This is a genomic window from Curtobacterium sp. P97 (genome assembly GCF_023712445.1).
Taxonomy (GTDB): domain Bacteria; phylum Actinomycetota; class Actinomycetes; order Actinomycetales; family Microbacteriaceae; genus Curtobacterium.
This window is the reverse complement of sequence record NZ_JAMAYF010000004.1, coordinates 26,865-40,268: the sequence shown is the minus strand read 5'-3', so window position 1 is coordinate 40,268 and position 13,404 is coordinate 26,865. Positions and strand designations below refer to the sequence as shown.

Sequence of the window (13,404 nt, the reverse complement as noted above, 5' to 3'; positions counted from 1 at the left end):
CGCCCCGCGCCTCCCGTCCGGTGCGCATGCTCGCGGTCTCGCAGAACGCAACGACGGCGGCTGCTCGCAGGGGTGTGCCGCTGCGAGGAACCGCCGTCGTTGCGTGTTGCGGAAGGGGTCGGACTAGACGTCCAGGCGGTCGACGAGCTCGTCGGCCAGGCCCGTGTAGGTGCCGGGCGTGAGGTTCGTCAGTCGTGCCTTGGCGCCCGACGAGATGTCGAGGCCGTTCACGAACGCGACGAGCTCGTCCTGGCCGATGCGCTTGCCCCGCGTGAGCTCCTTGAGCATCGCGTAGGGGTCCTCGATGTTCGACTGCCCGGCGGTGACCTCGGCGCGGATGACCGTCTGGATCGCCTCGCCGAGCACCTCCCAGTTGTGGTCGAGGTCCTCGGCCAGCCGGGTCTCGTTCACCGCGATCTCGCCGAGCCCGCGACGCAGGTTGTCGAGCGCGAGCAGCGAGTGCCCGAACGCGACGCCGATGTTGCGCTGCGTGGTCGAGTCGGTCAGGTCGCGCTGCAGGCGGCTCGTCACGAGGGTCTCGGACAGCGTCGAGAACAGCGCCGACGAGATCTCGAGGTTCGCCTCGGCGTTCTCGAACCGGATCGGGTTGATCTTGTGCGGCATCGTCGACGACCCCGTGGCACCGGCCACCGGGATCTGCGTGAAGTAGCCCATCGAGATGTAGGTCCACACATCGGTCGCCAGATTGTGCAGGATCCGGTTCGCGTGGCGCACCCGGTCGTACAGCTCGGCCTGCCAGTCGTGCGACTCGATCTGCGTCGTCAGGGGGTTCCACGTCAGGCCGAGGCCCTCGACGAACTCCTTCGACAGCGCGGGCCAGTCGGCCTCGGGGTCGGCGGCGAGGTGCGCCGAGAAGGTCCCGGTGGCGCCGGAGAACTTGCCGAGGTACTCGCCGTGCTCGATCTGCGTCAGGACGCGCTCGAGGCGGTAGACGACCACCGCGAGCTCCTTGCCGAGGGTCGTCGGCGTCGCGGGCTGCCCGTGCGTGTGCGAGAGCATCGGCACGGCGCGGAGCTGCTCCGCCATCGTGCGGAGCGTCGCCAGGACGGAGCGGTAGGCGGGCAGCCACACCTGGTCGACGGTGTCCCGCACCGTCAGTGCGTACGACAGGTTGTTGACGTCCTCGCTGGTGCAGGCGAAGTGCGTCAGCTCGGCGATGGCGTCGAGCCCGAGCTCGGACAGGCGGCGACGGACGAAGTACTCGACGGCCTTGACGTCGTGCCGCGTCGTGGCCTCGATCTCGGCGAGCTCCGCGATCTGGTCGTGGCCGAAGGTCTCGACGACCCGGCGCAGCGCTGCCTTGTCGTCGATGCTCAGCGGCGAGGTGGTGAACATCGCGTGGTCGGTCAGGAAGATGAGCCACTCGACCTCGACCACGATGCGTGCGCGGTTGAGGCCGGCCTCGGAGAGGTGCTCGCCCACCGTGTGCACGACCGGGTAGTACCGCCCGTCGAGCGGGCTGATCGGCTGCGGGGGAAGGGGGGTCATGGGGCTCCCTGACGGACTGCCGGTTCGAGTTGGCGGAAGAGCGCCCGGCAGGCACGCTCGACGGTCGAGAGCACTCGGTCGAACTCGTGCCGGTCCGCGTAGTACGGGTCCGGCACGTCGGCCTGCTGGGGCCAGGCGTCGTCGTACCGCAGCAGGAGCGTCACCTTGGCGGCGTCGTCCATGGTCGGTGCCCACGAGCGCAGGACGCGTTCGTGGGAGCGGTCGAGTGCGACCACCAGGTCGAGGTCCGGGAACCGGTCCGGGTCGAACTGGCGGGCGCGATGCCTGCTGCCATCGTATCCGCGCGCTGCGAGTGCCGCGATCGTGCGCTCGTCCGCGGGCTCGCCGACGTGCCAGTCACCGGTGCCCGCCGACTCGACGACGAAGCGGTCGGCCATGCCGGCGTCGGCGGCGACCTGTGCGAAGACGATGCCGGCCATGGGGGAGCGGCAGATGTTGCCGCTGCAGACGAACGAGACGCGGAACGGGGCGTCGGCGTCCGGGCTCATGTGCACATCATGGCGCACGGACGTGACGTCCGCGACGGCGGTCCGACCGGGAGGCACGGCGCGGCCCTCGCCGTCGGCACGCGTCGCGCGGGCGGCCGGCTCGGTGCGGCCCGCGGTCACGGACGCGGGCGGTTCAGCACCGGCCGCACGAACAGCCCGATCAGCCACGAGAACACGGCGAGCACGAAGGCACCGACGATGCCCCAGCCGAAGGACTCGACCTCGAGCCCGAAGCCGATCGCGTCCGAGATCCCGGCGACGATGAGCAGCAGCACGGCGTTCACGATCAGTGAGATCAGGCCGAGCGTCAGGACGTAGAGCGGGAACGCGACGATCCGGATGATCGTGCCGATGACCGCGTTCACGAGCCCGAACACGAACGCCACGAGCAGGAACGTGAGCACCACGGCGGTGGTGTCCCCGTCGCCGAACGGGGTGACGGTGACGCCGCTCACGATGAGCGTGGTGAGCCAGAGCGCGACGGCGTTGACGACGAGGCGGACGAGGAATCGCATGCCCTCATGATGCCCGTCGCGCCCCGGACGGTCCCCGGTAGCCTGAGCGCGTGACTGACGAGCGCGTGCACATCCGGCCCGAGGTGGCCGTCCTCCCCGCGTACAAGCAGGGGCGTCAGGCAGCGCCCGACGCCTTCAAACTGTCGAGCAACGAGAACCCGTTCCCGCCGCTGCCGGGCGTCGTCGAGGCCGTGCAGGCGCAGACGGCCTACAACCGCTACCCGGACGCCACCGCCCTGGCCGTCCGCGCCGTGCTCGCGAACCGCGCCGGACTCACCGTCGACGAGGTCCACGTCGCGCCCGGCAGCGTCGCGATCCTGCACGAGCTGGCCCGGGCGACGAGCGGCCCCGGCGACGAGGTCGTCTACGCGTGGCGCTCCTTCGAGGCCTACCCGGGTGTCGTGACGGTCGCCGGTGCCACGAGCGTGCAGGTGCCGAACCGCCCGGACGGCGGCCACGACCTCGACGCCATGGCCGACGCCGTGACCGACCGCACCCGCATGGTCATCGTCTGCTCGCCCAACAACCCGACCGGTCCCGTCGTCACGGGCGCTGAGTTCGAGACGTTCATGGCGCGCGTGCCGTCGACCGTGCTCGTCGTGCTCGACGAGGCCTACGCCGAGTTCGTCACCGAGCCCACGGCGGTCCGTGGCACGCCGCTGCTCGAGCGGTACCCGAACCTCGTCGTCCTCCGCACGTTCTCCAAGGCGTACGGACTCGCGGGCCTGCGCGTCGGGTACGCGTTCGGTCCGGCGTACGTGCTCGACGCCGTCCGTGCCTGCGCGATCCCGTTGTCGGTGACGGCACAGGGCCAGGCGGCGGCGCTCGCGAGCCTGGAGCGCGAGACGGAGCTGCTCGACCGCGTCGCCGAGCTCGCGGCGAGCCGTGACCGCATCGTCGCCGCGCTGCGCGGCCAGGGCTGGGACGTCCCGGACGCCCAGGGCAACTTCGTGTGGCTGCCGACCGGGGAGCTGACGGCCCACGCGGCCGAGCGCTTCGAGGCCGCCGGCATCATCGTGCGGGCCTTCGGGAACGAGGGCATCCGGGTGTCGATCGGGGAGCACGAGGCTGTGGAAACGCTCCTCGAAACGGCGGGGTCGCTTGTGGGGGACCTCCAGGCGGCCCGGTAGGCCCTGGCGTTACGCTGACCGACATGTCATTCCACGCCGCGGCCCCCGCGACGGCCACCGTCCGGATCCTCGACCCCGAGGGCCGGTTCGTGGAGACCGACGAGAACGCCGAGTACGCCGCCGTCGCGCGGACGATCCCGGACGAGACCCTGCTGGCGATGCACCGCCGCATGGTGCTCACGCGTCGGTTCGACCACGCGGGCCACAACCTCCAGCGCACCGGTCAGCTCGGCCTCTGGGTCCCGAGCCACGGACAGGAGGCCGCGCAGGTCGGCTCCGTCTTCGCCCTCCGCGCACAGGACCACGTCTTCCCGTCGTACCGCGAGCACGCCGTCACGATGCACCGCGGTGTCGAGCCGATGGAGATCATCGCGATGTACCGCGGCCAGACGCACGGCGGCTGGGACCCGGACGAGCGCGGCAACACGCACATCTCGACGCTGGTGATCGGGTCGCAGACGCTGCACGCGACGGGCTACGCGCTCGGTCAGCAGCTCGACGGCGACGTGGGCACCGGTGACCCCGACCGCGACGCCTGCACCATCGTCTACTTCGGCGACGGCGCGACCAGCCAGGGCGACGTGAACGAGGCGTACGTCTTCGCCGCGTCGACGAAGGCCCCCGTCGTCTTCTTCCTGCAGAACAACCACTGGGCGATCTCGGTGCCGGTGTCGGTGCAGTCGCCGACCCCGCTCGTCGACCGCCCGCGCGGCTTCGGGATCCCGAGCGTCCGCGTCGACGGCAACGACGTCCTGGCGTCGTACACGGCGTCCCTCGTCGCGACCGACCACGCCCGCTCCGGGCAGGGGCCGGCGTTCGTCGAGGCCGAGACCTACCGCATCGGTGCGCACACGAGCTCCGACGACCCGACCCGCTACCGCCTCGACGACGAGCTCACCTCGTGGGTGGAGCGCGACCCGATCGCCCGTTCGGCCGCGTACCTGCGCAGCCGCGGGGTCACCGACGAGCAGCTCGCGCGCTTCGACGAGGAGGGCGAGGACATCGCCGCCGACGTCCGACGGGCGACCGTGGCCCTGACCCCGCCGTCGGTGGACGTCATGTTCGACAACGTGTACCGCGAGCCGCACCCGGTCACCACCGCGCAGAAGGCCTGGCTCGAGCAGTACGAGGCCGGGTACGAAGGGGGCTCCCACTGATGAGCACGACCGAGCAGCTCTTCGACTACACGCTCCGCGCCCACCCCGGTGCGGGCGAGGTCCCCAGCGAGCCCGTGCAGACCCTGCCGATGGCCAAGGCGCTCAACGCCGGCCTCGCCGCCGCGATGGCCGCGGACGACAAGGTCCTGCTCATGGGCGAGGACATCGGCCAGCTGGGCGGCGTCTTCCGCATCACCGAGGGCCTGCAGGAGCGGTTCGGCGCCGAGCGCGTCCGTGACACCCCGCTCGCCGAGGCCGGCATCATCGGCACCGCGATCGGCCTGGCCCTGCGCGGCTACCGTCCGGTGGTCGAGATCCAGTTCGACGGCTTCGTCTGGCCGGGCTTCGACCAGATCACCTCGCAGCTCGCCAAGATGCAGAACCGCCTGCCGCAGCACATGTCGCTGCCGGTCGTCATCCGCATCCCCTACGGCGGGCACATCGGCGCCGTGGAGCACCACCAGGAGTCCCCCGAGGCGTACTTCGCGCACACCCCGGGCCTGCGCGTGGTCAGCCCGAGCACGCCGAACGACGCGTACTGGATGATCCAGGAGGCGATCGCCTCCAAGGACCCGGTCGTGTTCCTCGAGCCGAAGTCCCGCTACTGGCCGAAGGGCGAGGTCGACCTCGTCGACGGCCACGTCCCGATGCACACCACGCGCGTCGCCCGGACCGGCACCGAGGTCACCCTCGTCGGCCACGGCGCGATGGTGGCGACCCTCATGCAGGCTGCGGACATCGCCGAGGCCGAGGGCACCAGCTGCGAGGTCATCGACCTCCGCTCCATCTCGCCGATCGACTGGGAGCCGCTGCTGACCTCGGTCCGCAAGACCGGCCGGGTGGTCATCGCGCAGGAGGCGTCCGGCTTCGTCAGCGTCGGCAGCGAGATCGCCGCGACCGTCGCGGAGCAGTGCTTCTACACGATGCAGGCGCCGCCGATCCGGGTCTCCGGGTTCGACGTCCCCTTCCCGGTGTCGAAGCTCGAACACCTCCACCTGCCGGACGCGGACCGTGTCCTCGAGGCCGTCGACCGCGCCCTCGCATACTGACCGAGCCGACCAGAACGTTCGAAGGAGCCGCAGTGCCCGCCGCCGAATTCCCCCTGCCCGACGTGGGCGAAGGCCTGACCGAGGCCGAGATCGTGCAGTGGCGCGTCGCGATCGGGGACGAGGTCGCCGTCGACCAGGTCCTGGTCGAGATCGAGACCGCGAAGTCGCTCGTCGAGCTGCCGTCGCCGTTCGCCGGGACCGTCACCGGGCTGCTCGTCTCCGAGGGTGACACCGTCGAGGTCGGCAAGCCGATCATCCGGGTCGACTCGGACGTGCAGGTCGCGTCGACGTCCGCCCAGCCGGGAGGCCCGTCCATCGTCGCCGACAGCGCCCCGGCCTCGCCGGACGTCGCCGTCACCCCGCCTGCCGCAGCGGCCGCTCCGGCTCCCGTCGCGCCGACGCCGCCGGCGCCCGTGCAGCAGACCTCCGCGCAGCAGACCCCGCCGGCACCGGCCGCCGCCCCGGCCGCACCCGCAGCGGCCGCACCGGCAGCTGCTGCTCCGCAGCAACCGCGGCACGCGGCTCCGTCGCAGCCGGTCGCTGACCACGCGACCGTCGTCGGCTCCGACGAGTCGTCCGGCGCCGTCCTGGTCGGGTACGGCTCCGCGACCACGTCCCCGTCCCGCCGGAAGCCGGGCGCCCGCCGGGCCGCAGCGCTCGCCGCCGAGGCGAGCCGTGCCTCCAGTGCGGACGCCGTCGCCGCGGCCGAGGCCGCCTCGGACCCGGGCGAGGACAGCATCTCGCAGGCCGTCGGCGAGCAGGGCTCCCGACCGCGCAAGGCCGTCGTGTCGGGCATCGTCCTGGCGAAGCCGCCGATCCGGAAGCTCGCGAAGGACCTGGACGTCGACCTGACCGAGGTCGTGCCGACGGGTCTCGCCGGCGAGGTCACGCGCGACGACGTCATCCGGCACGCGAAGCAGGCCGGCGTCTTCCGCAACATCGAGACGCCCGAGTGGGGCGACGTCCGCCGCGAGACCATCCCGGTCAAGGGCGTGCGGAAGGCCATCGCGAAGGCGATGACCACGTCGAAGTTCACGGCGCCGCACGTGTCCCTGTTCGTCGACGTCGACGCGACCCGCACCATGGAGTTCGTCAAGCGCCTGAAGTCCTCGCCGACGTTCGCCGGTGTCAAGGTCTCGCCGCTGCTCGTCTTCGCCAAGGCGGTCATCTGGGCCGTCCGTCGGAACCGGTCGGTGAACTCGACCTGGGCCGACCAGGAGATCATCGTCCACCACTTCGTGAACCTCGGCATCGCCGCGGCGACCCCGCGTGGGCTCATCGTGCCGAACATCAAGGACGCGCAGGACATGTCCCTGTTCGAGCTCGCGAAGGCGCTCGAGGACCTGACGCTCACCGCCCGCGACGGCAAGACCACGCCGCAGCAGATGGCGGACGGCACCGTGACGATCACGAACATCGGTGTCTTCGGCATGGACACCGGGACCCCGATCCTCAACCCGGGCGAGGTCGCCATCGTCGCGATGGGCACGATCAAGCCGAAGCCGTGGGTCGTCGACGGCGAGGTCCGCTCGCGCATGGTGACCACGATCGGTGCCTCGTTCGACCACCGGGTCGTCGACGGCGACGTGGCCTCGCGCTTCGTGCACGACATCGCTTCGGTGCTCGAGGAGCCGGCGCTGCTGCTCGACTGACGCCTGGGTCCCGGCGGTGCTGTGGGGTTCCGCAGCGCCGGGCCGGCGCCGCTCAGGCGCGCGAGCGCAGCTCGTCGATGTGCCCTGCGACCGCAGCGCGGAAGGCGGAGACTGCGACGACGGCGTCGAGTGCGTGGCTCTCCGGAGGCTCCGCGCTGCCCGCGGCCGTGGAGAGTTCCGAGTACGCACGCGCGCCGGTCGCATCCGCGCTCGTGAAGAGGTCACAGACGGCGACGACCGCGTCAGCCCGGTCGCGCTCGGAGACCGGCTCGAGGACGGTGAGCACGGCGTCGGCGGCACGGGGGCTCCCGGAGCGGAGATCGGCCACGAGGACCCAGGCGAAGTCGTAGAGATCCTTGTCCGCGCGACGCCAGTAGGCGCTCGCGCCCTTCGCGGCGACGTACCCGCCGAGTCCGGTGATGGGCGCCTGTTCCCCGTCGATCTGCGTCGCGTGGACGTCGCGGAGCGCCGGCCCCGGTCCCCGGAGGTTCTTGGCGCCGAGCACCGAGCAGCCCGGCAGCGCGACCTCCTGGTCGATGTTGTCCGGGACGTCCACCAGGAACTCGACCAGGACGGGGAAGCCCCCGACGTCGAGCAGCCACCGCCAACCGGTGTTCGGGGTGGCCGTGACGAACCCGGCGGCCAGGAGTGCGTGCTCCAGCCACGCGAAGTCGAGGTCGTCCCGGTCGTACACGAGGCCGATGTCGATCAGGACGTCGACGTCGTTCGTGCCTTGGTGGGGCTCGTCCGACTCCACGAGGTGCTCCGGCACGAGGCCCCCGATGAGCAGCAGATCGCGTCGGCGGTCGCCCACCGCGCGCAGCAACGACGCGTACGCCGTCTCGGCGAGCGCTCGGGCGCCCCGGCTCCGCGTCGATGGGTCCGAGCTCACGAGAGCACCTGGAGCATCGTGGCGCGGAAGGACTCTGCTGCCTCACGCTCGCGGTCCGTGCCCGCGGCGAGGTCAGCGTAGACACGAGCGGGCGCGGCGACTCGGCGACCATCGACGATGCTGGCGGTCCTCTCGATGACGGGCGTGGTCGGTGCGAGTCTGATCCGCGGCACGGAAGCGGGAATCAGTCGGGCGCGTCGGGTCGCTTCGTCGATCCCGCGCCAGGCGTCCGGACTCGCGACGTAGGCGGTCACGACCCATCCGCCCGTCAGCGTGGGGCGGGACAGCTCGCTCGCTGCGGCTCCGGTCAGGACGAGCTCGTCGCCGAACGCCTCGCCGAGCTGCTCCACGATGCGAGCGGGGTCCCGGTGGACCGAGTGGAAGCCGTCGAAGCGTCGGCGTTGCTCGCCCGCCCACCGTGACCACGAGTCGAACATCGCCGGCCCGTTCGCGACGACTCGGCTCCGGGGTCGGAAGCCCGGAGCCGTCCACTGCTGCGCGTCGAGGAGCGCGTAGGTGCCGGCGACGGTCCCGAGGGATCGACCGCTCAGACGGGCAACCATCTCGACGTCCGGTACGTCGCTCGCTCCCGCCGTTGCGGGGTCCCGCTCCGTCAGGACGGCGAGCAGTGCTTCCGTGACGTCAGCCCGGGCAGGGCTCCATGTCAGCGGACGATCAGCAGGGCGGGACGGCGAAGCGCGGTCTCGGTCGATCCACACGGTACCGAGACGGAGCTCCGCGGATCCGTCGCGCCCGACCCACGACGCGCCCTCGGAGCGGAGCAGCTGTCGTGCTCCTGGTGACACGGTGTGGGCAGCGATCACGATGAGGTCGCCGTGCTCTCGTGCTGCGCGCACTTCCGGGTCGATCAGTGCTCGTTGCACGTCCCTCGGGTAGCCGTAGCCGGCCCAGGAGACGACGAGGCGGCGACGGGATCCGTCGGGCAGTGTTGCCGTCCAGCTCCCGTCGCGTCTCGGTGAGAGGACGACCGAGCCGTTCGGGAGCGCTTCCGCCAGTGCGGTGATCGCGAACTCTTCAGTGTTCGGCACGTTTTCACTGTACAGTGAAAACGTCCTTCATGCTGAAAAATCGGTGATTGTGTACTCGTTGGGCGGCCCCGGGCTGCGCGAAGCCGCAGTCCGGGGCCGGATCGCGCGGACGTCGCGTGGTGTCCACCCAGTTGTCGGGGGTCGGGGTGATGATCGGACCATGGCCCACCAGCTCCTGACCCCACAGCAGGAGATCCGGACGGATCGCCTGGTGCTGACACCGCTCACGCCCGCCGACATCGACGACGTGCACACGGTGTTCTCCGACGCGCGGACCTGGGAGCACCTGCCCTCCGGGCGGCACGCCGACCGTGCGACGACGATCGACATGGTGCAGCGCAAGATCGGCGGTCGGGCCCGGTACGGCCTCGGCTCGTGGACGGTCCGCACGACGGACGGAGCGTTCGTCGGGGTCGGCGGCGTCGACATGACGACGGCGGGGGTCTGGAACCTCGGCTACCGGTTGGCTCCCGCAGCCTGGGGGAACGGGTACGCCGGCGAGCTCGCGCGCGCAGCCGTGGCCGAAGCGCACCGCGCAGCTCCCTGCGCGCCGGTGACGGGCCGGGTGCTGACCAACAACCCGGCGTCGGCCGCTGTGCTGCGGAAGGTGGGGCTGTCGCTCGTCTGGCAGGGGCCGGCGTCGGTCGCTGCTCCGGACGGCGTGCTCGGTCAGGTGTGGACCGACCGCGAACTCACCGACGACCAGTTCGCCTGGCTCGTCCGCAACGCCTGAGGGGCGGACGACGCCGAGGAGCGGGCCTGCTCAGGGGCCGCCTCGATGGTCCCGTGCATCCCGGAGGGCGATCACGCGTGCCGCGCGCCGTGTGACCGACGGAGCGTGCGTCGCGATGAGGACCGCGGCGCCTGCGGCCGCGAACGACTCGAGCCGGTCGAGCACCAGCGCAGCGTTGTCGGCATCCAGCGCGCTGGTCGGCTCGTCGGCGAGGATGACGGACGGCTGCTTGACGAGGAGCCTCGCGAGCGCGACGCGCTGTTGCTCGCCGCCGCTCAACTCATGGGCGCGCGCCGTCGAGCGGCCGCCGAGTCCGACCTGTTCGAGCGCCGCGGCGGTCGAGAGGCCCCGACGACGGCCGCGTCCGGTCGGTCGGGCGAGGTCGACGTTCGCCCCCACGGTTGCATCGTGGACCAGCCCGAAGTCCTGGAACAGGTAGCCGATGTGGTCCCGTCGGAGCAGGCGCGCGCGGCGTGCACTCCGTCCCGCGTCCACACCGCCGATGCTGATCGTCCCGGAGTCGACCCGGTCGATGTGGCCGACGCAGTCGAGCAGCGTCGACTTGCCGCAGCCGCTGGGGCCCGTGAGCGCCACGACCTCGCCGGCGGCGACCGAGAAGGTGAGGTCCTCCCAGAGCGTGTGACCGCCCCGCTGCTTGCTGACCCCTCGTGCCTCGATCATCGCGCCTCGTCTCCTCGTGATCGGTCGGTCTCGCGCGCCGTGCCGAGGACGATGGAGGTGCTCAGGATCGACACGACCACCGCGGCCGTGACCGCGAGCAGGGCCGACGGGCTCGCGGCCTGCGTCAGTGGGTCCAGCACCGAGATCTGCCCCGCATCGCCCAGCCGGAGCCGGGACCACGCCACTCCGGCTGCCAGTGCTGCGAGGACGACCGACACGACCTCGACGGTCAGCAGGTCGCCGTCGGCACGGACGGGGTGGACGCCCGCGACGGTCTTGGCGAACCGGGCACGGCCGTGCCGTCGACGATGGGCCGACGTGGCGAGCGCGGCGAGTACGACCGCCACGACGGCAGCGCTGACGACCGCAGCAGCCTGGGCGACGACCGTCCGTCGGGCACCGCGTGCGGTCTCCGCTGCCGCCTGTCCGACGTCCACCACGGCACTGATCTCCGAGCCGACCCCGGCAGCGTGGATCGCCCGCTCCGCGCGCGCACGGTCGCGGAACGCGACGTCGCCGGTCGACAGCCACGAGCCGAGCTGGTCCGCCGAGAACATCGTGGCCGGCGTCGGGACGACCACCAGGACGGCGTCGTCGAGCCAGCCCCGCACCGAGCCGCCGTCCGGGTAGGTCCAGAGCTCCGGCGTACCGAGGCGCCCGACGGTGATGTCCCTGCGGGCCGCATCGGGCGCATCGCGGAGGTCCCAGTCGGTGAGCGACCGGACCAGTGCGTCCGGATCGAGCCAGCTGTGCTCGGGGATCCAGACGGTCGGTCTCGACCCGGCGCGGATGCGGGTGCCGTCTGCCGCGCGGACGTCCTGGAGCCGGAGGTACTCGGCGTCGACGAAGAGCGCGGGCACCCCGGCGTTGCCCAAACCGGTCGAGACCTCCTTGACCGCGCTGAGCAGAGCGTCGTGGTCCTGCAGCGCCCCACCGGCGAACCGGCCGAGCCGGTCCCAGTACGCCTGCGACTCGATCGGTCGGGGGTCCGGCGTGATCCACAGCTGCACGGCCGTCCCCGCCGCTCGGAGGTCCCGTTCGGTGCCGGACGTCCTCGCCACGATCTCGGCGCCGACGAGACCGCTCACTGCGGAGACGAGCAGCAGGGTCGCCACGAGACGGGCGGCGTGGGCGAGGCCGACGACACCGCCCGGCGGCCGTGCCCCACGCAGCGCGTCGACCAGGGGCCGTCGGCAGGCGAGGAGGACGCCCGTCGCGTGCGCGAGCACCACCGGCGTGAGCAGCGCGGCGCCGAGCACCGCGGTCGCAGCGACGAGTGCCGGCCACTGCGCTGCGCCGTTCATGATCCAGATGCCGACGCCGGCGAGTGGCGCGCCGACGAGCGCGACCGTCGCGCTCGTCCGCAGTGCACCGAGCTCCTGCCGCAGGATCCGCGCCGTGCTGTGTCCGTGCAGTCGCCGGACCGCGCAGCGCCGTGGGGAGCCGACCGTCGCGACCAGGCACGCGGTCGTCGCTCCGAGCACCAGGACGCCGACCAGGCCCGGGACGCCGTCGACCGTCGCGCCGATCCCGAGCCGGCCCAGGAGCGGGGTCGACTCGGTCCGGGCTCCGTACCCGGCCGAGGCGAAGGCGCGGACCAGGTCGCGCCGGGCGGCCTCGTCCCCGAACAGTTCGTACGTCCCTGCCGGGTCCACGCGATCGAGGTCGGACATCGGCCGGACCCGGGACGACATCGTGCGGGAGAAGTCCGGGTAGCCGTCACGGAGCCACTGCTCGCCGATCGTCCCCGGAGCATCGGTCACGAGTGCTGTCCTGCGTCCGATCGGGTCAGCGCGGTCGGCGACCATCCGGACGACGGTCGCGTGGTGTTCTCGGGCGACGCGGGCGATCGCTCCGGCGATGACCCGGTTCGACTGCGCCGCGCCGTCCAGGGAGACGGTGACCGACGACGTCGAGCCGACCACGCCGGACTCGTCCGTCACGGCCAGTCCGACGAAGGCGAGCACGAAGGCGAGCACCGGCGGGATCGCGTAGGCGAGCCGCAGCACGCGGGATCGCATGCCGTCCTCTCGAGCCTGACCGGATCAGCAGTTGTGGTAGTACGCCTGGTTCCCGCTGGGCTTCTTCGGCGTCGCCGCGTAGGCGTACCGACCACCTGCGACACCGGTGACGCGCTTCGTCTTCTTGCCGACCGCCGTGGCGCCGTGGCACCGCTTCTCACGGAAGTAGTTCGACCACACGTCCCCGCCGCTGACGCCCCACTGCCAGAAGCTCCCGCCCCCGCCGTCACTCCGCTGCTGGCCCGAGGTCCGGTGCTCGCCCGTCGTCCCGATGCCGGAGTCCGGGAGGACGACCCCACCCGCCTCGGGACCGTGCCCCAGGACCTCGGTCGGGCTGGCGACCGCCGCTGTCGCCGTCCCGCCGAGGACCAGACCGATTGTCACGGCGAGCCCGAGCAGGACCTGCTTCCCCGTGTTCTGTGTCGCCCTGTGGTCCATCTCGTCGTCCTTCCGTTCGTCTGACGTGTCCCCACAGCGTTGCGCGGGGGCGGTACTGACGTCAAACAT

13 protein-coding genes are annotated in these 13,404 nt (G+C 71.8%); 5 read left to right on the top strand and 8 right to left on the bottom strand.

The genetic code is table 11. The features are described 5' to 3' along the window. Positions 1 to 123: 123 nt before the first annotated feature. The 3 genes from purB to M3677_RS05130 form a co-directional block, all read right to left on the bottom strand. A complete protein-coding gene (gene purB / locus M3677_RS05140; protein WP_251154191.1) occupies positions 124 to 1,509 on the bottom strand; it encodes an adenylosuccinate lyase in 1,386 nt (461 codons plus the stop codon). After that, positions 1,506 to 2,018 (bottom strand): low molecular weight protein-tyrosine-phosphatase, encoded by a 513-nt coding sequence (locus M3677_RS05135; protein WP_066657642.1) that lies wholly within the window; start codon positions 2,016 to 2,018, stop codon positions 1,506 to 1,508. Before M3677_RS05135 ends, purB begins: the two co-directional genes overlap by 4 nt. Before the next feature lie 116 nt (positions 2,019 to 2,134). Beyond that, positions 2,135 to 2,533, bottom strand: a complete 399-nt coding sequence (locus M3677_RS05130; protein WP_066651768.1) for a phage holin family protein — start codon at positions 2,531 to 2,533, stop codon at positions 2,135 to 2,137. Positions 2,534 to 2,583: 50 nt separating this feature from the next. On the opposite strand from M3677_RS05130, the gene M3677_RS05125 reads away from it, so the two are divergent. From M3677_RS05125 to M3677_RS05110, 4 genes are all read left to right on the top strand, one after another. Then, positions 2,584 to 3,663 carry a histidinol-phosphate transaminase gene (locus tag M3677_RS05125; protein ID WP_066657644.1) on the top strand — a complete coding sequence of 360 codons (1,080 nt, stop codon included), beginning with the start codon at positions 2,584 to 2,586 and terminating at the stop codon, positions 3,661 to 3,663. Positions 3,664 to 3,686: 23 nt separating this feature from the next. Further along, positions 3,687 to 4,820 carry a thiamine pyrophosphate-dependent enzyme gene (locus tag M3677_RS05120; protein WP_066651770.1) on the top strand — a complete coding sequence of 378 codons (1,134 nt, stop codon included), beginning with the start codon at positions 3,687 to 3,689 and terminating at the stop codon, positions 4,818 to 4,820. An 89-nt stretch (positions 4,821 to 4,909) separates the two neighbouring features. Further along, the gene (locus M3677_RS05115) at positions 4,910 to 5,869 is read left to right on the top strand and encodes an alpha-ketoacid dehydrogenase subunit beta (protein ID WP_066657646.1); all 960 of its coding nucleotides are present in this window, start codon (positions 4,910 to 4,912) and stop codon (positions 5,867 to 5,869) included. A 32-nt stretch (positions 5,870 to 5,901) separates the two neighbouring features. Further along, the gene (locus tag M3677_RS05110; protein WP_251159944.1) at positions 5,902 to 7,521 is read left to right on the top strand and encodes a dihydrolipoamide acetyltransferase family protein; all 1,620 of its coding nucleotides are present in this window, start codon (positions 5,902 to 5,904) and stop codon (positions 7,519 to 7,521) included. A gap of 52 nt (positions 7,522 to 7,573) precedes the next feature. On the opposite strand, the gene M3677_RS05105 is transcribed toward M3677_RS05110, so the two are convergent. Both M3677_RS05105 and M3677_RS05100 read right to left on the bottom strand, forming a co-directional pair. Continuing rightward, entirely contained in the window at positions 7,574 to 8,413 is an 840-nt protein-coding gene (locus M3677_RS05105) for a hypothetical protein (RefSeq protein ID WP_251159943.1), read from the bottom strand. Further along, the gene (locus M3677_RS05100) at positions 8,410 to 9,462 is read right to left on the bottom strand and encodes a hypothetical protein (protein ID WP_251159942.1); all 1,053 of its coding nucleotides are present in this window, start codon (positions 9,460 to 9,462) and stop codon (positions 8,410 to 8,412) included. Before M3677_RS05100 ends, M3677_RS05105 begins: the two co-directional genes overlap by 4 nt. A 160-nt stretch (positions 9,463 to 9,622) precedes the next feature. Here M3677_RS05100 and M3677_RS05095 point away from each other — a divergent pair, with 160 nt between their 5' ends. Further along, on the top strand, positions 9,623 to 10,195 hold the full coding sequence (locus tag M3677_RS05095; RefSeq protein WP_251154188.1) for a GNAT family N-acetyltransferase: 573 nt from the start codon (positions 9,623 to 9,625) through the stop codon (positions 10,193 to 10,195). Positions 10,196 to 10,225: 30 nt separating this feature from the next. Here M3677_RS05095 and M3677_RS05090 read toward each other — a convergent pair whose 3' ends face one another. From M3677_RS05090 to M3677_RS05080, 3 genes are read right to left on the bottom strand one after another with little or no spacing between them, the layout of a single operon-like run. Continuing rightward, complete coding sequence (locus M3677_RS05090) at positions 10,226 to 10,876, bottom strand: ATP-binding cassette domain-containing protein (RefSeq protein ID WP_251159941.1); 651 nt, start codon at positions 10,874 to 10,876, stop codon at positions 10,226 to 10,228. Then, complete coding sequence (locus tag M3677_RS05085; RefSeq protein ID WP_251159940.1) at positions 10,873 to 12,897, bottom strand: hypothetical protein; 2,025 nt, start codon at positions 12,895 to 12,897, stop codon at positions 10,873 to 10,875. Before M3677_RS05085 ends, M3677_RS05090 begins: the two co-directional genes overlap by 4 nt. Positions 12,898 to 12,921: 24 nt before the next feature. Next, entirely contained in the window at positions 12,922 to 13,335 is a 414-nt protein-coding gene (locus tag M3677_RS05080; RefSeq protein ID WP_251159939.1) for a lactococcin 972 family bacteriocin, read from the bottom strand. Positions 13,336 to 13,404: the final 69 nt, after the last annotated feature.